The sequence below is a fragment of the Streptomyces albicerus genome (assembly GCF_008905045.1).
Lineage (GTDB): Bacteria > Actinomycetota > Actinomycetes > Streptomycetales > Streptomycetaceae > Streptomyces > Streptomyces albicerus.
In genome coordinates this window covers 88,787-108,344 of the sequence record NZ_VWMY01000010.1, presented here as the reverse complement: position 1 = coordinate 108,344, position 19,558 = coordinate 88,787, and the positions used below count along the sequence as shown (strand labels likewise).

The window sequence follows — 19,558 nt, the reverse complement described above, 5'->3', positions numbered from 1 at the left end:
CGTGAGCGGAGCCACGGGCGCCGGTTCGACCGGTACGGAGACGGACGGCGGCCGTGGCCCCGCCACGGAGGCGACTGACTCCCATGACTCTCATGGATCCCAGGGGGGAACTGTGACGGACACCCGAGGCGCGCAGACGCCGCAGTACGCGGCGGGTGCGGCCCCAGGATCGCCGGCGCCTCAGGGCCCGGCGGCTCCTCCGGGATCGGCGGTACCGCCGGCTCCGGGCTCACCGCTGCCGGGGGAGCGGCACCCGCAGCAGCCCGCCCAGCCGTATCACCCGCCGCAGGCGTACCCGGCACAGCAGCCGGCGCCCTCCGGCGCCGTCCGCAGGCCGCGCACCGGGGCGCGTACGACGCCCCGTACGCGCAAGGCGCGGCTGCGGGTGGCCAAGGCCGACCCCTGGTCGGTGATGAAGGTCAGCTTCCTGCTCTCCATCGCGCTCGGCATCTGCACGATCGTCGCGGCCGCGGTGCTGTGGATGGTCATGGACGCCATGGGCGTCTTCTCCACGGTGGGCGGCACGATCTCCGAGGCCACCGGCTCGAACGAGTCCAACGGCTTCGACCTTCAGTCTTTCCTGTCGCTGCCGCGTGTGCTCATTTTCACGTCGATCATCGCGGTCATTGATGTCGTCCTCGCCACCGCGCTCGCCACCCTCGGCGCGTTCATCTACAACCTCTCCGCGGGCTTCGTCGGCGGCATTGAGCTGACGCTCGCCGAGGACGAGTAAACGTTGTCGAAGCCGCTCGGCGGCTGAAGCAAGCCGCTCTACGGCCGGAGCGCATCCCTGTCAGGGATGCGCTCCAACGCTGTCCGGGCAGGCTGGAGCAGGGCCCGGATACCGATTTTGGGACTGACCCCGTCGTGCGCTAATCTTCAGAGGTCAGCGCGCGGGACATACACCGCAGAGCGCGGCGGGGCTATAGCTCAGTTGGTTAGAGCGCATCCCTGATAAGGATGAGGCCACAGGTTCAAATCCTGTTAGCCCCACACTACGAAGACCCTCAACCATCCTGGTTGAGGGTCTTTCTGCGTGTCCGGTGTGTACGCAAGTTCGCCCGGACGATAAGAGGTACGAGGTGCGTGAGGGGGTGATCGAGGTGCGTGAAGGGAGTAATCGGGGACTACGTAAAGGCTGATGTGCGCTGAGGCCGGTCTATATAGAGGCTGATCTGCGCTGAGTCCGGTCAACGTAGAGGCTTGCTTGCCGGTCTACGTCCGGTCAGTGCAGGGGGCGGCGGAGTCTGCCACCGCCTCTCCCTCGGCAGAGATCTCGTTCGTGTCCGTCGGTGCGCCGTGGCGGCAGTTCGGGGAGGAGCCGTGGGCTTCTGCGCGGATGCGTTGCTTCATGGTGGGGGGCAGTGCGCGGGCGTATGCCCACGCCCAGTGGGTCGCCGTCGGAAGCGTCACGCTCGCGGTGCTGTTGCGCGGGCTCTGCGGCTGCTGTACAGCCGTGGCCGCACTGGCCGTCGTGACGAGTCCGAGCGTCGTGCACAGCGCGATGAAGGCGGTGATGACCGCGGTCCACAGCTTCATGACCTTGTTCCTGGCCATGGCCCCTCACTTTCGGGTCGGGCGATTTGCGTACTTCTTCATGATGTGTATGCGGATCGCGAAGTGGTGGACCTGCTCCCGTGGCGCGTCGATCTTCAGATGAACACCACCCGGATGGACCCAAGAAGCACGAAAAGTGCAAGATTGAGGAGAACGTAACGGTGTGTGGTAGCCGATCGCACTGCGAGGGGAGCGGTGCCGTCCGGTTCTACTGCTGTGTGCCGGGCGGAAGTTGGTGGCTGACGCAGGTCACCGATCGGTATCGGCCGGTGTGTATAGTCGGGCGCCAGAAGTCCCCTACGTCAAGGAAAGACGAGGTCGCGCGGTGAAGAAGCTTCTCCTGGTCGCACTGGCCGCCATCGGCGGGCTCCTCGTGTACCGCCAGATCCAGGCGGATCGCGCCGAGCAGGATCTGTGGACGGAGGCGACCGACTCCGTGCCCACGGGTTCGTGAGTATCGACGACAGTCTCAGTACAGACCCCGGCCGCCACGCGGTCGGGGTTTTGTGTTGTCCGGGGCAGGGTCTCGACAGGGCGTAGGGCGTCGAGGACGTCACAGGAAGCGCTTGCGTCGTCGAAGAGAGGGATGGCGCGGCGGCCGGAGGGGCAGGATGGTCGAGGCTTCGCGGGCGTCGGAGGCGGCTCAGGGCAGCGATGACGCCCGTCCGCGGAAGCCCGCTGAGTGACGTGAGTGACAGTCCGGGGCTACGGCGAGGGGTGGCGCGTGATGGGGCGGCGCACGGGATGGTGGCGCGGCCGTACGGTCCTGGCCGGGGCGGCGGTGCTCCTCTCGGTCGCGGCGTCGGCAGGTCCGGCGACGGCGGCCGGCACTCCCCCTCCATACCGCTTCGCCGCGGACGCCGAGCAGGTCGAGGGCGCGACGCAGCCCGCCGATGCCGTACGGCTGTCACCCGGCACGACCTACCGGAGCTCCATCGGCGACAACGGGAAGCTCTATTACGGCTTGCGGCTCGACGCCGTGTCCAACGCGTACGTGTCGGCCACCGCCGTCCCCAGGGTGGGGACGAAGGTCGTGTACTCGGACGGCATCAAGGTGTCCATTCAGGACCCCGACGGTCATAAGTGCTTCTCCGGGGACGCCGGTGCCGCGCGCTTCGGGGCTACCGAGAGCCCGCGGCCGCTCACCGCCTGGGCGTCGCGCCGGGCCGGCCCCGACACGTACGCGTGCAAGGGCGCGGGGACGTACTCCGTGCTCGTCGAGCGCATCAGCGGCGGCGAGTCCTCGCCGGACGACTGGGAGCTGGAGCTGCAGTACGTCTCGGAGCCCGCCCTGAAGAAGTCCGGGTCGACGAGCGCCCCCGAGGTGTGGGACTCCGCCTCCCCGGAAGCACTCGGCGGCTCGGCCAGGACCCGTAAGGGCGGCACGAGCTTCAACGAGGCGCGGTCCCTGGAGCAGGGAGTCTGGAAGGACGGTATACGGGCCGGACAGACGCTCTTCTACCGCGTTCCGCTCGACTGGGGGCAGCAGATCTACGCCACCGCAGAACTCGGCCCCGCGGACGGCGACGGCTTCCTGGGCAACGCCCTCGCCATGTCGCTCTACAACCCGGTGCGCGCCTTCGTGGACGACGCGGGCACCGGATACGACGGCGCTGAGAAGTCCGCTGAGCTGGAGCCGCTGCCTCCGGTCGCCTACGAGAACCGGTACGACGTCGATGACCAGGTGAGCGGGATGCGGTTCGCCGGCTGGTACTACGTCGCCGTGCATCTCGGCGCGGGGATGGCCGAGAAGTTCGGCGACGGGCCGTTCGAGCTGACGCTGCGCGTGCGAGTGAGCGGAGCACCTGGGGCCGCTCCGGCGTACGCGGGGACTGCAGCACCGCGCGACGTGTTCGACGTCACCGCGGGGGACAAGGACGCGGCGGCGAGCGGAGCGGCGGCGACCGGCGGGGACGGGGGATCGGACGGGAACACCGCGATGAAGGCGGTGGCCGCGGGCGGCATCGGAGCGGGTTTCGTGCTCGTGCTGGGGCTCGTGGTGTGGACGGTGGCCGCGCGGCGACGAGCAACGACCGCAGCCGGAGACGCCGGAGAGGTGGCCGTGCCGCCGGTCGACGGCACAGCCTCGCGGGAGTACGGGGCGCCGCGGGCCTGGTAGTCCACCGGCTCCGGATCCACCGGCGGTTCAGATCTGCGTCAGCGCCCAGAACCCGACCGCGAAACAGGCCAGAGCGAGCAACAGCACCGGAACCGCGACCTTCGCGGGCGGCCCGGGCCGCCGCTGCGCCCGCCTGGCGCGATGCCGCGCAACTGGCTGCGGCTGAGGTGGAACCCGAACGTCTCGAGCGGTGTATGAAGCAGTAGAGGCGAATTCGCGCGGCTGCGGCTGCGACACGGGGGTCGGGGCCGGAGGACGCGGAGCCTGGGGGGAGGGCACGTGAGTGGGTTCGTACGGCAAGTGCGGGGAGTAGGCGGGGTCCGGGAGCGCGAGCGAGGCGGGGGGAGGAGGGAGCTGCTCGGGCTGTGGTCGTGCCTGTCCCTGTGCCTGCGGGTGATGTTGCGCTTGAGGGTGGGGCTGCGGCTGGTGTCGCTGTATGTGAGAGGTGGTGGTCTGCGGCGGGGGCGGCAGGTGAAAACTGCCGGTGTCCGACGTGGTGGGGGGCTGCGGGGGGACGGCGGAGGTGTTCGGCGGCGGTGGTACGTCGTTGCCGGGGGTCGTAGAGCGAGGTGGTACGGAGCCGGTGGGAGCCTCTGGCGTTACGGGGTCGGCGTGGGGCTGTGGTGGCACGGAGCCGGTGGTGGGCATCGGCGGGACAGCGCCCGCGGAGGAGTGCGGCGAGTCGGCACCTGTGCGGGTCTGGGGCCAGACGGTGTCCGTGTGGGCTTCTGGGGACGCGTTACCGGAGTGGGCCTCGGGAGAGGTGCGGGCCTCGCGGGATACGGCTCCCATGCCGGTCTCTGGGGACACGGCCCCCGCCCGGGCATCAGGGGAAGCGGTGCCCCCTGCCTGCGCCTCCGGCCTCTCGGCGTCTGTCCGGGCTCTCCGAGGCGTGGCACCCGTCTGTGGAGGCGACGTCGTCGACGTGCTCAAGGCCGGGCGTTGGGGCACGGTGTCGTGACCCTGGGCGTGGCCGGAGGCGGTCGTGAGAGGGCCTTCCGGGCCGAACCCCGAGGGGAGCGGGCCGATTTGGTCGAAGATCTCGATCAGCTCGTCGTCGGGTCCGGGCTCAGGGAGGAGCTCTCTGGCCGAAGCGAGTGCCTTGCGCGCCCCCGTGGCAGTGCGGAACCGCGCCTGCGGGTCCGGCTGGACCAGAGCGGCCACCACCTGCCACAGAGGCTCGGGAACCCCCTTCGGGGCGCTCGGCGTGCCCTGGGCCGTGAAGCGCTCGACCAGCGCCTTGGCGTCGGGCTTGGCGCCCTCCAGGAGATAGAGGGCGACCAGGCCCACGGCGAAGAGGTCGGCGGGGAAGTCCGGCTCCGCGCCGAGCATCTGCTCGGGAGCGAAGTAACCAGGCGTCCCCACCACGTAGTTGGTCTCCGTCAGCCGTGGCTCACCCAGCCGCATCGAGATGCCGAAGTCGGACAGCCGCAGCCGCGGACGGCCCCTTCCGGTCGCCTCCAGGAGGATGTTGGCGGGCTTGATGTCCCGGTGCACGACCCCCTCCGCGTGCACCGCGGCGAGCCCCGCCAGCAGTTGGTCGAGCAGCGTGCAGACGAAGGCCGGCGGCAGAGGACCGTAGTCCCCGACCAGGTGGACCAGCGAGCCACCGCTGACGAGGTCCATGGTGAACAGGACCTTGTCGTCGTCGGCGGCCCAGCTGGCGGGAGCGAGCACATGGGGGTGGTCGATCCGCAGTGCCTGCTCCCGCACGAAGCGCAGCAGCGAGTGCGCGTCGCTCTGCTGGAGCACCTTGGCGGCCACATACCGGCGCCGCCGGTGGTCCCAGGCGCGCCAGACGGCACCGACTCCCCCGCGTCCGATCGGGTCGACCAGTTCGTACCGGCCGGCGAAGACCTCACCCATGGTCGTGCGTCGCTCCCCCTTCGGCGGTCGGTACGGCGGCCTCTTCGAGGTGCCCGGCTGCCTGGCTTCCGGCGACCGAAGGCCCAACAGGCCTCCGGCGGCGGGACGTTCGGCAGCCGGGCGGTGTGCTCAGCTCTGGTGGGACTGGTAGTGGGCGACCGCGTCGGAGGTGCGGCCGGCTCCGTACACCCGGAGGAACTCTGCCAGTTCCGGGTGCGTCGGGGCGAGGGTGTCCGCCGCCTCGATGATGTCCCCCGCGGCAGACACCGAGCGCAGCAGCGACTGGATCTCACGCACCACGCGCTTCACCGTGGGTGCGCCGCCCGAACTGGTCGTCGACTGCGTGGTGTTGCTGAGCACCGAGCCCCCCTGTGACTTCTTGATCTCGTCCATGCGCTCGGTGGCCTCGGCGGCGCTCACGCTGCCGTCCGCGACCTGACCCGCGAGATCCTGCAGCAGCTGTACGCGCTGGACCACCGCGGGGTTGCCGATCTTGGCACGCTGGCCGCTCATCAGCTGCGACAGCATGGGCGCTGACAGGCCGAGCACTCCGGCGAGGCGCGCCTGATTGAGACCAAGGTCATCTATGAGCCTACGGAAGAGCGCCCCCAACGGCTCCCCGTACCAGTTCCGCTGCAGCTCCCGGGCTCTTGCGGTTGCTTCCTGCTGTGCGGCGTCCATTCGCGTCTCCCCATCGCTTCCCCAAGTACCGTGGTTCGCTGTAGCGAACCACGTCGAGCATCTTACGGAGAGTGGTCGTGTGCGGGGACCCCCAATCTTTTTGCGGGATACCGGGGGTGACCCGGTACTCTGGTCTGCGGCGCTGCTCCAGATGGAGATCCTTCTGGTGGACGCCTCCCTTCCGGGGCCTTAGCTCAGTTGGTAGAGCGCTGTCTTTGCATGGCAGATGTCAGGGGTTCGACTCCCCTAGGCTCCACAGGACGGACCCCCTCTGATCGGCTTTGCCGCAGGTCGGAGGGGGTTTTTGTGTGTGCTGGGGTGTGGGGGCGGCAGCCTCGTGCCGGTTCCTCGGGGGCTCTTGGGTTTGTCGGGAGCTCTGCGGTGACGCCGTGCGCATCGACCGTGAAGCTTTTTGATCTTGAGTGCTTGCTGGGTGCTTCCACTCAGGGGTCCCGTTGATCAACGGGTGCGGGTTGGCCGGGAATTGACCGCCTGCCCTGGGGTGACGTGGCCTCGTCAAGCCTCGTGCCCCACCGCTCTCGGGTGCCGGAGGCCCGGCGGGGCCGCAAGCGCGGTGACGTACATCACAGAGGGTTCGTCACGATCTTTGCGATTGTTTGCGCAAATATGCGCCCGTCGTCAGGGCGATCCGGTCGCTCCGCAGGTGGCTGAGGTGGCGCAAGGGTGGCGTATAGAAGTCGTGAAGGCTTGTGTGAGCTGCTGTGAACGGAGATGCGTAACCAGAACACTGCGCTCCGTTAAGAAAGCCTGTGCGGATGTTGCACACCAGGCCCGTTGCAAACGTCATCGTGAACGGAGGGCGTAAACAGGCGCCCTCCCGAGGCCACCTGCGGTGCGGCGAGGCCTCGCCTTCCGCAAGGAGAGGCAAAACTGCACGTGAATCTGGACGTTGCCGGCGATGTGATCCTGGCGGTGCTCGCCCTGCGGGTATTCGGCCGTGACGCGCTCGGTCTGCTGCGCCGGGTGGCCGCGGCGGGAGTACGGGCGGGCATCAGCGAGATGCGGCGCGAGGGCGGTACGGAGGGGCAGACATGAGCCAGGACCTTCCCCGATACGCGACCGGCGCCCGGCCGATGAGGAAACTGCCGCTGGATTTCGAGGCCTTCCACCGGATGTACCGGCCGATCTACGTCCACTGGGCGGAGATCCGGCTGGGCAGCAGGGCCGATGCGGAGGAGGCCGTGGACGCGGCTTTCGAGAAATTACTCAAGGCATGGCCCGTCGTCCTGACCAAGGAGAACCCGACCGCGTACGCCTGGCAGGTGCTCAGGCACACCACCATCGACCTCTCCAGGGCCCGCGACCGGCGGCCCGCGCTCATAGGCGAGGCCGCCTTCGAAACGGTGGCGTTGAGTCAGGCGGTCGATCCCATCGGCCAGTTCGAGGAGAGCCTCAGTCTCTACGAGGCGATCGGGCAGCTGCCGCCACGTCAGATGGACGTCATACTCCTGCAGTTCGGCCAGGGCTTCACCGTGGAGGAGGTGGCGGCCGCGCTCGGGATCACCCCGGCCGGCGTACGTTCCACCGTCCGCCATGCCAGGCGCCGGCTGGAGCACGCGTACGGCGTCAAGAGACGTCTTGAGGCCGCGCAGAGGGAGAAGAACGCCGCACACAGCGAGAGTGCCGCGAGGAACGAGAGCGCCGCACAGAGCGAGAGCGAGGAAGGGCATGCCGATGACGTCGCACATTGATGAGCTGCTCGCTCGCGCCAGGCTGAGCAGTGAGCCCTACACCGCGGCCGACATCGACGCGGCGGCGGCCCGCCTGGCCGCTCGCGCGGCGCTGCAGGCGGCCCTCGAAGAACCCCTGTGCGAACCCCCATGCCCCGCCTCCCACGCTCGCAGTGACCCCGGGCCGGCCGACGAGAGCCCGGCAGGCAAGAGCGCCGGCGACGAGAACCCGGGCGCAAGGGGCCCGTCCGATGAGACCTCGGCCGATGAGGGCTTTGTGGCCGGAGGTCTGGCCGGCGAGGGGCCGGTGGGCGAAGGAACGGTGGACGGGGGATCGGTGGACGAGAGCTCCGCCGCCGACGACCTCCAGACCCTCTGCGAGACCGTGATCACCCACACCGGAGCCCTCGCCGACCTCAAGCTGTTCCTCGCCCGGGCGCTGCCCGAACCGTCCGGGGCCCGAGTTCTCGGATGCATGCTGCAGCTCTCCGAGCGCGAGGAGTCCGCGCGTTTCTGGTGGCAGTACGCAGCCGGGGCGGGCGACCCCGCTGCCAGCTACTGCCTCTATCTGCACCACCGGGCACTCGGGGAGCACGGAGCGGCCGACTGGTGGCACACCCAAGCCGATGCCGTCGCCGAGGGGGAGACCGGACCCGAGGTCGCGATCACCACCACACTGCGCATCCTGCGCGCGCTCAAGCCGGACGACTCACCCGTTCCCGACCCGGTCAACGCCGTCCTGCACTACGTACCCGCGGCCGTCGCCTACGTGGACGACGACCTGGACCTCCCGTTACCGGACCCGGACTTCACCGACCGCATAAGAGCCCTCACGGCCACGTCACCCGCCCCTTCGGCGCCGATCGCGCCTGCCGGCACCCCGCCGGACGCTTCCCGCCGCACCCGCAAGCGCAAGCCCCTGCCGGAACGCAGGCGCCCACGCCGCACCGCGACCGGCTCCACGTAAGGCCGAACCGGCGCAGAGCCGGCTCCGCGCACCGGTTCCTCGTGAAACGACGCTGGTTCCACGTGAAACATCGCTGTGGGGCGGGAGACTTCAAGTCTCCCGCCCCACAGCGATGTTGATGCCGGCGGTGACGCCCTACGCGTCAGCCGCGGTCCTCGCGCTCCGCGGCCTCCGCCTCGGCCTGCTTGGCCTGGACCTCGGGGTCGAGTTCGTCCTGACCGCTGCCGTCGACCGAGGTCAGACGGCCGGTCTCCGGGACCTCGGTGGCGGCGGGCGGTTCAACCAGCCAGTCGGGGTTGGCCTGCTTGTCCCACCACTTCCAGGCGGCGAAGGCGCCACCTGCCAGGATGCCCAGAACGGCCAGGCCCTTGGCGAGGCGGCCGACCTTGGCCCGCCGCTCGTGCTTACGAGCCAGCTTCTCGATCTCCTTCGCCGAGACCTGGCCGCGCAGGGCCGCCAGTGCCGCCGCGCTGCGGTTCGCGGCCTCCTCACGGACAGGCCCGGCCGCGGACCTGGCCTGCTCGATCCTCGGCCGGGAGTAGTCCGCCGCATGCCGGGCAGCCTTGCGGGTGCGGACCGCTGCCTCGTGGGCGGCATGATCGACCTTCGGCGGCACATGGGTACGAGCCTGCTCGAGACGCGGGGCGAGATGGGCGCCGTACTGCGTGCGGGCCTGCTCGGCGGCCTGGAGAGCGGCGGCCGACACCTTCGGTGCGAGCTTGACGCGTGCTTCGTGCGCGTACTGAGCGGCTCGGTCCTTGGTCGTGTCGGCGTAGGGCGCCACCACTTCCGCGGCGTGCCGCACGCTGTCCTTCGCCGACTCGGCCGCTGCGCGCACGCTGTCCTTGCGGGTCACGGGATCCTCCTCCTCGGTGGCGTACGTCGGGGTTTGGGGCCATCCCCGGAAAGTCACAGTTCACCTTTCCACCCTTATCCGGATCATGCCTGCCGGAGCGCTGCGGGGCATGCGAGGGCGGGCATCCGGGTCATGACTACTGACTACGGGTGTACTCGGGCAATAGCTGATCAATACGGTGCAACGGGCGCTTGCGACGACAATGCCACGGATCCCAGGACCGCGCGCCTGTTTGGTACGAAGCGGCTGAAGAGGCCCGGAACGGCGGTGACGGAAGACGGGCGGCGCGGTCCGTGCGAGGATCGGGGAGTCACAAAGGACAACGGAAGGCAGATCGTGGCTGAGCAGCTTTACGCCACCCTGAAGACCAATCACGGCGACATTGAAGTGCGGCTCCTGCCGAACCACGCGCCCAAGACGGTCCGGAACTTCGTCGAGCTCGCCAAGGGCGAGCGTGAGTGGACCAACCCGGCCACGGGTGCGAAGTCCACGGACAAGCTCTACGACGGCACGGTCTTCCACCGGGTGATCAGCGGATTCATGATCCAGGGCGGTGACCCGCTGGGCAACGGCACCGGCGGTCCCGGCTACGAGTTCGAGGACGAGTTCCACCCGGACCTCGCCTTCGACAAGCCGTACCTGCTGGCCATGGCGAACGCCGGCCCGGGCACCAACGGCTCGCAGTTCTTCATCACCGTCTCCCCGACGGCGTGGCTGACCCGCAAGCACACCATCTTCGGTGAGGTCTCCGACGCGGCCAGCCAGAAGGTCGTGGACTCCATCGCGTCCGCGCAGACCAACCCGCGCACCGACCGCCCGGTCAACGACGTGGTCATCGAGTCGGTCGTCATCGAGACCCGCTGAGCGAGACCCGCTGAGCGAGAGCCGCGGGCGAGCCCGACCCCGGCCATGTGCCGGACGGCTCCCGCAGGGAACCAAACGCCCCGCCCATCCGTAAGGATGAGCGGGGCGGTGCGTTGCGTACCAAAAGCGTACAGAGGATGAGGGGATCCCCATGGACCAGGCGCCAGGCAGCCCGCAGGGACCGCAGGGTGCCGCGAGCCTGCCCACCTGCTACCGGCACCCGGACCGGGAGACCGGCATCCGCTGCACTCGCTGTGAGCGCCCCATCTGCCCCGAGTGCATGATCAGCGCCTCGGTCGGCTTCCAGTGCCCGGAGTGCGTACGGGACGGTTCTGGCACAGGGCACGCGCCCAGCGCCTCGCAGCCCCGCACCCTCGCCGGCGGCACGGTCGCCGCGGACCCCCGGCTGATCACCAAGATCATCCTCGGGCTCAACCTCGCCGTCTTCCTGGTCCAGCTCTCCGTGGGCGACCGCTTCACCGACAGCTTCGACCTCATCGGCCGGGCCTACGTGCCGATCCTCGGAGACGTCGAGGGCGTCGCGGAAGGACAGTGGTACCGGCTCGTCACGGCGATGTTCCTGCACGGCAGCTATATCCACATCGCCTTCAACATGCTCAGCCTGTGGTGGATCGGCGGCCCTCTGGAGGTGGCCCTCGGCCGCGCCCGCTACATCGCCCTGTACGCGGTCTCGGGCCTCGCGGGCAGCGCTCTCACGTATCTGATCGCCGAGCCGAACCAGCCGTCGCTCGGCGCCTCCGGCGCGATCTTCGGCCTCTTCGGCGCGACCGCCATCCTCATGCGGCGGCTGAACTACGACATGCGCCCGGTCATCGCCCTGCTGGTGATCAACCTGATCTTCACCTTCGGGTGGAGCAACATCGCCTGGGAGGCCCACATCGGCGGCCTCGTCGGCGGCGTCCTGATCGGCTACGCGATGGTTCACGCGCCCCGCGAACGGCGCGCCCTGATTCAGTACGGCGTATGTGCGCTGGTGCTGATCGCGGTCGTAGTCATGACACTCGTGAGGACCGGTCAGCTCACCTGAGCCGGACTGCCCGGCTCACCCTTGTCGGCCCGCCGACCCACCTGCGAAGCCAACGGAAGCCGACGTTGTCCACAGACCGTGGCGGATCTTGTGCATGCTGTGCGGGAACAAGTGTGCCCCCTGCCGCTGACCTGGGTTTCCCCAGGCAGGACAGGGGGCGAACACACTTCCGGATCCCGTTCGGATCCCGGTAAGTCAGTCACACCGGCGTCAACGCCGGATGGGTTATCCACAGATCTTCTGACCTTTTCCCCACTGTGGAAACCGCTGTGGATAACTCAGTGGACAGCTTGGGCCAGGGCTTGCCGTAAAGGCCCTGGCCACCTTACGGCCGCTTTACTTCCACTGCGTGGAAACGCCGAATCCCGCCGCGATGAAGCCGAAGCCCACCACGATGTTCCAGTTGCCCAGCGAGTCGATCGGCAGCGAGCCGTCCGTTACGTAGAACACGACAATCCAGGCCAGGCCGATGAGGAACATGGCCAGCATGACCGGGGCAACCCAGCCGCGACTGTTCAGCTTGATGTTGGTCGCCTGCTTCGCCGGGGGCGGCGTGTAGTCGGCCTTCTTGCGGATACGTGACTTCGGCACGAGGGTCTCTCCTGTCGATGCGCTGCGTGGCCGCGCAGGGAACGTTGGCTGGCTCCGGGGCAGCGTACAAGGGGACTCTTAGCGCTCCCCCGGGCGTCCGTTAGCGTAGTGCTTCCGCGGCGCCGAAGGAGATAAGGGTACGTTGAGCAATTCTGCCGACTCCCCCCAGCCGGGTTCCAGCCCTGCAACTATCCGGCGTTTCCGGCCGGTACGGGTGCTGACCGTGGCCGTGTTCGCCCTGGCCGGACTGATCTTCTTCACCAGCTTCAACACGGCCAAGGGCACCAACATCCGTACGGACGCCTCGCTGCTGAAGCTCTCCGATCTGATTCAGGAGCGCAGCCACAAGAACGGGCAGCTCGACGAGAGCAACGGATCGCTGCGCGAAGACGTCGAGGCCCTGGCCGAGCGGGACAACGGCAGCACGGAGGCGGAGGAGGCCAGGCTCGCCGCCTTGGAGGAGAACGCGGGCACCCAGAAGCTCAAGGGCAAGGCCGTCACGGTTACCCTCGACGACGCGCCTCCGAACGCCACCGCGAAGCTCCCCGGCTACCCCGAGCCGCAGCCCGACTACCTGGTCATCCACCAGCAGGACCTCCAGGCCGTGGTCAACTCACTGTGGAAGGGCGGCGCCAAGGGCATCAAGGTCATGGACCAGCGGCTGATCTCCACCAGCGCCGTCCGCTGCGTCGGCAACACCCTGATCCTCCAGGGCCGCGTCTACTCGCCCCCGTACAAGATCCAGGCGGTCGGCGACCCGGAGAAGCTCCAGAAGGCCCTCTCGGCCTCCCCGGCGATCCAGAACTACATGGTGTACGTCAACGTCTATGGGCTCGGCTGGAAAGTCGAGGAGGACGGGACCGTGACTCTTCCCGGCTACTCGGGCACAGTGGATCTCCACTACGCGAAGCCTGTGGAGTAGCTGCCGCTGGGGGACCTTGTGTCGGTGCGAGTGGTCGTCAGGACGTTCAGCGAGCTGTGCATCACCGTCGGCACCGTGATCGTGCTCTTCGTGGTGTACGTGCTGTTCTGGACGGGCGTGAAGGCCGACAGTGCGATGGACGACCAGATCGCGCAGCTCCAGGAGCAGTGGGCGAAGGGTTCCGTGACCGCCGGGCCCGAGGCGCCGACGTCCACAGCGACGGGGAGCCCCGGCGCGAGTCCCGAGGAGCCCGCCCCGTACAAGGACGGCAAGCCCTTCGCCGTCATGTACATCCCGCGGCTTGGTTTCACGTGGAACAAGCCCGTGCTCGAAGGCACGAAGACGGGCACCCTCAAGAAGGGCCTCGGCCACTACGCGAGCACCGCGCAGCTCGGCCAGGAGGGCAATTTCGCCGTCGCCGGCCATCGGCGCACGTACGGGGACCCGTTCAAGGACTTCCCCAGGCTGCGCCCGGGCGACGCGGTGGTGCTGACCGACGGCGCGACGTGGTTCACATACCGCATCGACACCAAGCCCTACAAAACGCTCCCTAGTGACATTGCGGTCATCGACCCCGTACCGAGGAAATCCGGCTACACGCGCGAAGGCCGCTATCTGACGCTGACGACCTGTGAACCGGAATGGGGTCACAGCCATCGGCTCATCGTCTGGGCGCACCTTGATGCCACCCAGCCCGTAGAGGCTGGGAAACCCGAGGCTCTACGCCGTTAGTCTGGTGTGGTACGGCGACGGAAGGGACGGCATGTACGGCTGGATCTGGCGGCATCTGCCGGGAAACACATGGGCGCGGGCGCTGATTTCGCTCGTGCTCGTGCTCGCGGTGGTCTACGTGCTGTTCCAGTACGTCTTCCCGTGGGCCGAACCTCTGCTGCCCTTCAACGATGTGACGGTGGACAACCAGTGAGCGCGCGGATTCTCGTCGTCGACAACTACGACAGCTTCGTCTTCAACCTGGTCCAGTACCTCTACCAGCTGGGCGCCGAGTGCGAGGTGCTGCGCAACGACGAGGTGTCGACGGCGCACGCACAGGACGGTTTCGACGGCGTGCTCCTGTCGCCGGGCCCGGGCACGCCCGAGGAGGCCGGTGTCTGCGTCGACATGGTGCGGCACTGCGCCGCGACCGGCGTCCCCGTCTTCGGGGTCTGCCTCGGGATGCAGTCGATGCAGGTGGCGTACGGCGGTGTGGTGGACCGGGCGCCCGAGCTGCTGCACGGCAAGACGTCGCTCGTCGAGCACGAGGGCAAGGGCGTGTTCGCGGGACTGCCGTCCCCCTTCACCGCCACCCGCTACCACTCGCTGGCCGCCGAGCCGGAGACCGTGCCGGCCGAGCTGGAGGTCACGGCCCGCACGCACGACGGGATCATCATGGGTCTCAAGCACTGCGAACTCCCCGTCGAGGGTGTGCAGTTCCACCCCGAGTCCGTGCTGACCGAGCACGGTCACCGCATGCTGGCCAACTGGCTGGTCGACTGCGGCGACCACGGGGCCGTGGCCAGATCGACGGGGCTCGCCCCGGTGGTGGGCAGGGCCACGGCGTGACCGCCCTGCGCCCCGAGCGCGACAGTGCCGCCCCGTACGGCGAGGACGCCGTGTACGGGGGCGCTGCGGCGTTTGAGGCGCCGGGCGCCTTCGAGGAGACAGCCGCCTTTGAGGCGACGTCGTCCTTCGAGGCGTCCCGTGATTTCGCGGCACCGAATGATTTCGCGGTGTCGGAAGACTTCGCAGCGCCGGGCGGTGTCCAGGCGGGCGGAGCGATGCGGGCCGCCGTCGACGGGCTCACCGACCCGCTCAGCGACCCCCTCCCGGGACAGCGACAGCCCGCGTCGCCCGAGCAGGCGTGGCATGACTCTCAGGGGTATTCGCGGGACTGGAGCGCCGGGCAGAACGCCGCGGCGTACGCGGAGCCGGTGCGCCGTGCGCACGCGGAGCCCGCGCACGGGTACGCAGAGCCGCAGCCGCAGCCGCAGCCGCAGCCGCAGCCGCCGTACGCCGAACCGCCGCGGCCGTACGAGGCGCAGCAGCCGTCCTACGGAGGGACCGGAGCTGGGCCTCGGTATCAGGAGGCCCAGCCGTCGTACGGAGGGCCGCCGCAGCCGTCGTACGACGAGATGTACGCCCGGCCGAACGCCCGGCCGAGCTCCCCGTCGTACTCCCCGCCCGGCCCTCCGTCGTACGAGCCTCCCCCTGACGACGACGAGACGGTCGCACTGCGCATAGCCGGCGCCGAGCCCATATCCGGCTTCCCGACGCCCACCACGCCCGCCGTATCGCCCACAGGCGGCACAGGCGGCACAGGCGGCCCGGGCGGGGGCCGTGCGGCCCGGCGGAAGGCCGCCAGGCGCCACGGGCGGCATGGCGGGGCCGGCGGGACCAGTGGGGCGCAGGAGGAGCGGACGGAGCCCGGAGCGCCCCTCTCGCGCATGGAGGCGCGGCGCGCGGCGCGGGCGCGGAAGCCGGGCGCTGCCGTGATGGCCAGCCGGGCGATCGGTGAGGTGTTCATCACCACCGGCGTACTGATGCTGCTGTTCGTGACGTACCAGCTGTGGTGGACGAACATCCGGGCAGCCGCGCAGGCGGGCAACGAGGCGAGCAGCCTCCAGAACGACTGGGCGAACGGCAAGCGCAATCCGGGCGCGTTCGAGCCGGGGCAGGGCTTCGCCCTCCTGCACATTCCGAAGCTGGACGTGGTCGTGCCGGTCGCCGAGGGCACCGACAAGAAGCGGGTCCTGGACCGCGGCATGGTCGGCCACTACGCCGAGGAGGGCGTGAAGACGGCGATGCCGGACGCGAAGACGGGCAACTTCGGCGTGGCCGGACACCGCAACACCCATGGCGAACCGTTCCGGTACATCAACCGTCTCAAGCCGGGCGACCCGATCGTCGTGGAGACGCAGGACAAGTACTTCGTCTACAAGATGGCGTCGATCCTGCCGGTGACGGCGCCTAGCAATACGGCCGTCCTGGACGCGATCCCCAAGGGGTCGGGCTTCACCGCGGCGGGCCGGTACATCACCCTCACCACCTGCACCCCGGAATTCACCAGCAAGTACCGGATGATCGTCTGGGGCACCATGGTCGAGGAACGGCCACGCAGCAAGGGCAAACCGGACGCGCTAGTCGGCTGAGAGCACGCGGGGAGCACATGTGGATACGTGAGAACGCGTGTGAGACTCCCCAAGACACCCCAAGCTTCAAAGACATGCAGAGCAGCTTCAAAGACGACTCAAGCTTCAAAGACAACCCAAGATTCCTGAGACACCAGACGGGGCAACGCAGTGGCAGCGACGACCGACCACGAAGAGCACACGGGCGCGCGGGCGTCCTCGCGCGCACCGCGGCGCCGCGGCGGCGGCCGGATCGCGGCGGCCGTCAGCTTCTTCGGTGAACTCCTCATCACGGCGGGCCTGATCCTCGGTCTGTTCGTCGCGTACTCGCTGTGGTGGACGAACGTCGTCGCGGACCGCGAGGCCGACAAGCAGGGCGACAAGGTGCGCGACCACTGGGCCGAGGACCGTGGCCCGGTCGGCCTGGACACCAAGGACGGCATCGGCTTCCTGCACGTCCCGGCGATGAAGAACGGCGAGGTGCTGGTCAAGAAGGGCACCTCCACCAAGTCCCTCAACGACGGCATCGCCGGCTACTACACCGACCCCGTCAAGTCCGCGCTCCCGCAGGACAAGAAGGGCAACTTCTCGCTGGCCGCCCACCGCGACGGGCACGGAGCGCAGTTCCACAACATCGACAAGCTCAAGAAGGGCGATGCGATCGTCTTCGAGACCAAGGACAACTGGTACGTCTACAAGGTCTACGCCACCCTTCCCGAGACGTCGAAGTTCAACGTCAAGGTCCTCGCCCCCATCCCCAAGGAGTCGGGCAAGAAGAAGGCGGGCCGCTACATCACGCTCACGACCTGCACGCCGGTCTTCACGTCCCGCTACCGGTACGTGGTGTGGGGCGAGCTGGAGCGCGTGGAGAAGGTGAACGACGAGCGGACACCGCCGCCCGAGCTGCGCTGACCCGTCCCGTACGGGCGCTGCGCTGACTCGTCTCGTACGGGGGCGCCGCGCTGACCCGTCTCGTACGGGCTACGGGCAGGGCCGCGCCGCACGCCGCGTACGACGCCCACCGCACGACGAAGCCCCGGCACCCCCTTGATTGAAGGGTGCCGGGGCTTCGTCGTGGGCGAGTGAAGCGGGGGTCAGTCCTCGCTTCGCGTCGCTGTGCCGCCGGTGACGCCTCCGAAGAGGCCGCCGTTGCCGTTGCCGCCGTTGTTCTGCTGCCCGGCGTCGAGCGTGGCGAGGTTGACCCTGTCGCCGGCCTTCACTTCCTGGCCCTCCTGCGGGTTGCTGGCGACCACTATGGCGTTGTCGTCCTGCGAGCCCTGGATGTTGCCGAGCTGGAGCTGGCTCTGCGCGAGGACCTGCTTGGCCTGGCCGAGGGTCATCTGGGTCACCTTCGGCATGGCGAACTCCTCGTCTTCTTCCGCCGCCTTGCCGATCTGGATGGTCACCGTGGAGCCCGGGTCGGCCAGGGAGTTGACCGCAGGCGATGTCGCGATGACCTTGCCGACCTGGTTCGGGTCGTCGGTCTCGACATCGGTGCAGTTGCCCGTGAGGTCGTTCTGTTCCATCTGCGCCTTGGCCTGGTCACAGGTACTGCCGGTGACGTCCGGAACAGTGACCTGCTTCTTCTCCGTGGCGACGGTGAGCGTGATGGTGGAACCCTTCTCCACCTCGTCGCCCGCGGTCGGGTCCTGCTCGAGGACCGTGCCGGGTTCCTCGCTGGACTCCTTGTTCTCCGTCTTGACCTCGAACTGGTACTTGTCGCCCTCGAGCTTCTTCGTGGCGACGTCGACGTCGTCGTCGATGACGTTCGGCACCGCCACCTTCGGCGCCCCCGTCGACACCGTCAGCGTGATGGTGTCGCCCTTGTTGACCTCGGTCTTCGCGGCCGGGTTCTGCGCGCAGACGCTGTCCTTCGGGGTGTCCTCACAGGGCTTCTTGTCGACCTCCACCTTCAGGTCGACGTTCGACGCCAGTCGCTGCGCCTCGTCCAGCGGCCGGTTCACGAGGTTGGGTGCCGGGAACGGCTCGTCCCCGGTCCCGCCGGTCCCGGTGAACGCCCACTTCCCGATGAGGATCGCGCCGACCAGGACGAGCAGGCCCGCGACGACCAGCAGGATCGTCGAGGTGTTGCTCTTCTTCGGCTGGCGGCGGCGTCCGGCGCGGTCGTCGTAGCCGAAGCCGCCGTCGTCCGGGTTCATCGGGGGCAGCATGGACGTGGCCTGCGCGTCCGTGGAGCGCAGTGCCGTCGTCGGCTGGTCGTCCGGGTAGCCGCCGTAGCCGACGGAGCCCATGGCCGCGGTGGCCGCGACGGGCTGGCCGTCGAGGCAGGCCTCGATGTCGACGCGCATCTCGTCGGCGGACTGGTAGCGGTAGTCCGGGTCCTTGACCAGCGCCCGCAGCACGATCGCGTCCATCTCGGGCGTGATCTCGGGGTCGAAGTTGGAGGGAGGCTGGGGCTCTTCCCGTACGTGCTGGTAAGCGACCGCGACCGGGGAGTCCCCGATGAACGGCGGGCGGACCGTGAGGAGCTCGTACAGCAGGCATCCCGTGGAGTACAGGTCGGAGCGGGCGTCGACCTGCTCGCCCTTCGCCTGCTCCGGCGAGAGGTACTGCGCCGTGCCGATGACCGCTGCGGTCTGCGTCATCGTCATGCCGGAGTCGCCCATGGCGCGCGCGATGCCGAAGTCCATGACCTTGACCTGGCCGTTGCGCGTCAGCATGACGTTCGCCGGCTTGATGTCGCGGTGGACGATGCCGTTGCGGTGCGAGTACTCGAGCGCCTGGAGGATGCCGATGGTCATCTCCAGGGTGCGCTCGGGCAGCAGCTTGCGCCCGGAGTGCAGCAGCTCGCGCAGCGTGGACCCGTCGACGTACTCCATCACGATGTACGGGATGGAGATGCCCTCGATGTAGTCCTCACCCGTGTCGTACACGGCGACGATCGCGGGATGGTTGAGCGAGGCGGCCGACTGGGCCTCCCGGCGGAACCGGGCCTGGAACGACGGGTCGCGTGCGAGGTCCGCCCGCAGCGTCTTCACCGCCACGGTGCGGCCGAGCCGGGTGTCATGGGCGAGATGTACCTCCGCCATGCCACCACGGCCGAGCACCTGGCCCAGCTCGTACCGGCCGCCGAGGCGACGCGGCTCTTCCATAGCTACTACCAGCCCTCTCCGACGGTCCCGACCACACCACGTGTAGTCCGGCGGTGTGCTGTCCGGGCATACCGTACCCGGCTCGCCTTGACTGACCTGGCCACATCCGTCACCCGATACAGGACCGGTATCGCAACGTGCACCGATGTGAAGGGGAC

20 protein-coding genes and 2 tRNA genes are annotated in these 19,558 nt (G+C 68.8%); 16 read left to right on the top strand and 6 right to left on the bottom strand.

Annotated features, from left to right (window positions below):
* Position 1 precedes the first annotated feature (1 nt).
* Positions 2-733, top strand: coding sequence for a DUF3566 domain-containing protein (locus GAS53_RS10690; protein WP_151477245.1), 732 nt, complete (start codon positions 2-4; stop codon positions 731-733).
* Between the two features lie 186 nt (positions 734-919).
* Positions 920-993, top strand: a tRNA-Ile gene (locus GAS53_RS10685).
* 222 nt (positions 994-1,215) lie between these two features.
* Here GAS53_RS10685 and GAS53_RS10680 read toward each other — a convergent pair.
* Complete coding sequence (locus GAS53_RS10680; protein WP_151477244.1) at positions 1,216-1,557, bottom strand: DUF6344 domain-containing protein; 342 nt, start codon at positions 1,555-1,557, stop codon at positions 1,216-1,218.
* 325 nt (positions 1,558-1,882) lie between these two features.
* Between GAS53_RS10680 and GAS53_RS56205 the strand changes: the two genes are divergently transcribed.
* Positions 1,883-2,011, top strand: coding sequence for a DLW-39 family protein (locus GAS53_RS56205; RefSeq protein WP_003999697.1), 129 nt, complete (start codon positions 1,883-1,885; stop codon positions 2,009-2,011).
* A gap of 273 nt (positions 2,012-2,284) precedes the next feature.
* On the top strand, positions 2,285-3,676 hold the full coding sequence (locus GAS53_RS10670) for a hypothetical protein (protein ID WP_225858853.1): 1,392 nt from the start codon (positions 2,285-2,287) through the stop codon (positions 3,674-3,676).
* Between the two features lie 27 nt (positions 3,677-3,703).
* Here the strand turns inward: GAS53_RS10670 and GAS53_RS10665 are convergent, their stop codons facing one another.
* Complete coding sequence (locus GAS53_RS10665; protein ID WP_151477242.1) at positions 3,704-5,542, bottom strand: serine/threonine-protein kinase; 1,839 nt, start codon at positions 5,540-5,542, stop codon at positions 3,704-3,706.
* A 129-nt stretch (positions 5,543-5,671) separates the two neighbouring features.
* Positions 5,672-6,223: a helix-turn-helix domain-containing protein gene (locus GAS53_RS10660; RefSeq protein ID WP_151477241.1), complete on the bottom strand. Its 552-nt coding sequence runs from the start codon at positions 6,221-6,223 to the stop codon at positions 5,672-5,674.
* A 183-nt stretch (positions 6,224-6,406) separates the two neighbouring features.
* Between GAS53_RS10660 and GAS53_RS10655 the strand changes: the two genes are divergently transcribed.
* The 4 genes from GAS53_RS10655 to GAS53_RS10645 all read left to right on the top strand — a co-directional run bounded on the left by GAS53_RS10655 (position 6,407) and on the right by GAS53_RS10645 (position 8,881).
* A tRNA-Ala gene (locus GAS53_RS10655) sits at positions 6,407-6,479 on the top strand.
* A gap of 641 nt (positions 6,480-7,120) precedes the next feature.
* Complete coding sequence (locus tag GAS53_RS55080; protein WP_192583055.1) at positions 7,121-7,279, top strand: hypothetical protein; 159 nt, start codon at positions 7,121-7,123, stop codon at positions 7,277-7,279.
* Entirely contained in the window at positions 7,276-7,935 is a 660-nt protein-coding gene (locus GAS53_RS10650) for a sigma-70 family RNA polymerase sigma factor (protein WP_318721866.1), read from the top strand. The genes GAS53_RS55080 and GAS53_RS10650 overlap by 4 nt, the downstream gene beginning before the upstream one ends.
* Positions 7,919-8,881, top strand: a complete 963-nt coding sequence (locus tag GAS53_RS10645) for a hypothetical protein (RefSeq protein ID WP_151477240.1) — start codon at positions 7,919-7,921, stop codon at positions 8,879-8,881. The genes GAS53_RS10650 and GAS53_RS10645 overlap by 17 nt, the downstream gene beginning before the upstream one ends.
* Before the next feature lie 142 nt (positions 8,882-9,023).
* Here the strand turns inward: GAS53_RS10645 and GAS53_RS10640 are convergent, their stop codons facing one another.
* Positions 9,024-9,737 carry a DUF5324 family protein gene (locus GAS53_RS10640; RefSeq protein ID WP_151477239.1) on the bottom strand — a complete coding sequence of 238 codons (714 nt, stop codon included), beginning with the start codon at positions 9,735-9,737 and terminating at the stop codon, positions 9,024-9,026.
* A 336-nt stretch (positions 9,738-10,073) separates the two neighbouring features.
* Between GAS53_RS10640 and GAS53_RS10635 the strand changes: the two genes are divergently transcribed.
* Entirely contained in the window at positions 10,074-10,601 is a 528-nt protein-coding gene (locus GAS53_RS10635) for a peptidylprolyl isomerase (protein ID WP_151477238.1), read from the top strand.
* 151 nt (positions 10,602-10,752) lie between these two features.
* Positions 10,753-11,649 carry a rhomboid family intramembrane serine protease gene (locus GAS53_RS10630; RefSeq protein WP_151477237.1) on the top strand — a complete coding sequence of 299 codons (897 nt, stop codon included), beginning with the start codon at positions 10,753-10,755 and terminating at the stop codon, positions 11,647-11,649.
* A 336-nt stretch (positions 11,650-11,985) separates the two neighbouring features.
* Here GAS53_RS10630 and crgA read toward each other — a convergent pair whose 3' ends face one another.
* Positions 11,986-12,240 carry a cell division protein CrgA gene (gene crgA, locus GAS53_RS10625; RefSeq protein WP_151477236.1) on the bottom strand — a complete coding sequence of 85 codons (255 nt, stop codon included), beginning with the start codon at positions 12,238-12,240 and terminating at the stop codon, positions 11,986-11,988.
* Positions 12,241-12,382: 142 nt separating this feature from the next.
* Here crgA and GAS53_RS10620 point away from each other — a divergent pair, with 142 nt between their 5' ends.
* From GAS53_RS10620 to GAS53_RS10595, 6 genes are all read left to right on the top strand, one after another.
* Complete coding sequence (locus GAS53_RS10620) at positions 12,383-13,162, top strand: DUF881 domain-containing protein (protein WP_151477235.1); 780 nt, start codon at positions 12,383-12,385, stop codon at positions 13,160-13,162.
* A gap of 24 nt (positions 13,163-13,186) precedes the next feature.
* On the top strand, positions 13,187-13,894 hold the full coding sequence (locus tag GAS53_RS10615) for a class E sortase (RefSeq protein ID WP_151477234.1): 708 nt from the start codon (positions 13,187-13,189) through the stop codon (positions 13,892-13,894).
* A 31-nt stretch (positions 13,895-13,925) separates the two neighbouring features.
* On the top strand, positions 13,926-14,087 hold the full coding sequence (locus tag GAS53_RS10610) for a hypothetical protein (protein ID WP_151477233.1): 162 nt from the start codon (positions 13,926-13,928) through the stop codon (positions 14,085-14,087).
* Positions 14,084-14,722, top strand: coding sequence for an aminodeoxychorismate/anthranilate synthase component II (locus GAS53_RS10605; RefSeq protein ID WP_151477232.1), 639 nt, complete (start codon positions 14,084-14,086; stop codon positions 14,720-14,722). Before GAS53_RS10610 ends, GAS53_RS10605 begins: the two co-directional genes overlap by 4 nt.
* A 368-nt stretch (positions 14,723-15,090) precedes the next feature.
* Positions 15,091-16,308, top strand: coding sequence for a class E sortase (locus tag GAS53_RS10600; protein ID WP_404829204.1), 1,218 nt, complete (start codon positions 15,091-15,093; stop codon positions 16,306-16,308).
* 150 nt (positions 16,309-16,458) lie between these two features.
* On the top strand, positions 16,459-17,199 hold the full coding sequence (locus tag GAS53_RS10595; RefSeq protein WP_151477231.1) for a class E sortase: 741 nt from the start codon (positions 16,459-16,461) through the stop codon (positions 17,197-17,199).
* A gap of 182 nt (positions 17,200-17,381) precedes the next feature.
* Here GAS53_RS10595 and pknB read toward each other — a convergent pair whose 3' ends face one another.
* Complete coding sequence (pknB, locus tag GAS53_RS10590; RefSeq protein ID WP_151477230.1) at positions 17,382-19,400, bottom strand: Stk1 family PASTA domain-containing Ser/Thr kinase; 2,019 nt, start codon at positions 19,398-19,400, stop codon at positions 17,382-17,384.
* Positions 19,401-19,558: the final 158 nt, after the last annotated feature.

Coding starts and splice junctions, on each gene's coding strand:
- GAS53_RS10680 (WP_151477244.1), bottom strand. CDS start 1,557: ATGGCCAGGAACAAGGTCATGAAGCTGTGGACCGCGGTCATCACCGCC.
- GAS53_RS10630 (WP_151477237.1), top strand. CDS start 10,753: ATGGACCAGGCGCCAGGCAGCCCGCAGGGACCGCAGGGTGCCGCGAGC.
- GAS53_RS10650 (WP_318721866.1), top strand. CDS start 7,276: ATGAGCCAGGACCTTCCCCGATACGCGACCGGCGCCCGGCCGATGAGG.
- GAS53_RS10645 (WP_151477240.1), top strand. CDS start 7,919: ATGACGTCGCACATTGATGAGCTGCTCGCTCGCGCCAGGCTGAGCAGT.
- pknB (WP_151477230.1), bottom strand. CDS start 19,400: ATGGAAGAGCCGCGTCGCCTCGGCGGCCGGTACGAGCTGGGCCAGGTG.
- GAS53_RS10660 (WP_151477241.1), bottom strand. CDS start 6,223: ATGGACGCCGCACAGCAGGAAGCAACCGCAAGAGCCCGGGAGCTGCAG.
- GAS53_RS10610 (WP_151477233.1), top strand. CDS start 13,926: ATGTACGGCTGGATCTGGCGGCATCTGCCGGGAAACACATGGGCGCGG.
- GAS53_RS10670 (WP_225858853.1), top strand. CDS start 2,285: ATGGGGCGGCGCACGGGATGGTGGCGCGGCCGTACGGTCCTGGCCGGG.
- GAS53_RS10665 (WP_151477242.1), bottom strand. CDS start 5,542: ATGGGTGAGGTCTTCGCCGGCCGGTACGAACTGGTCGACCCGATCGGA.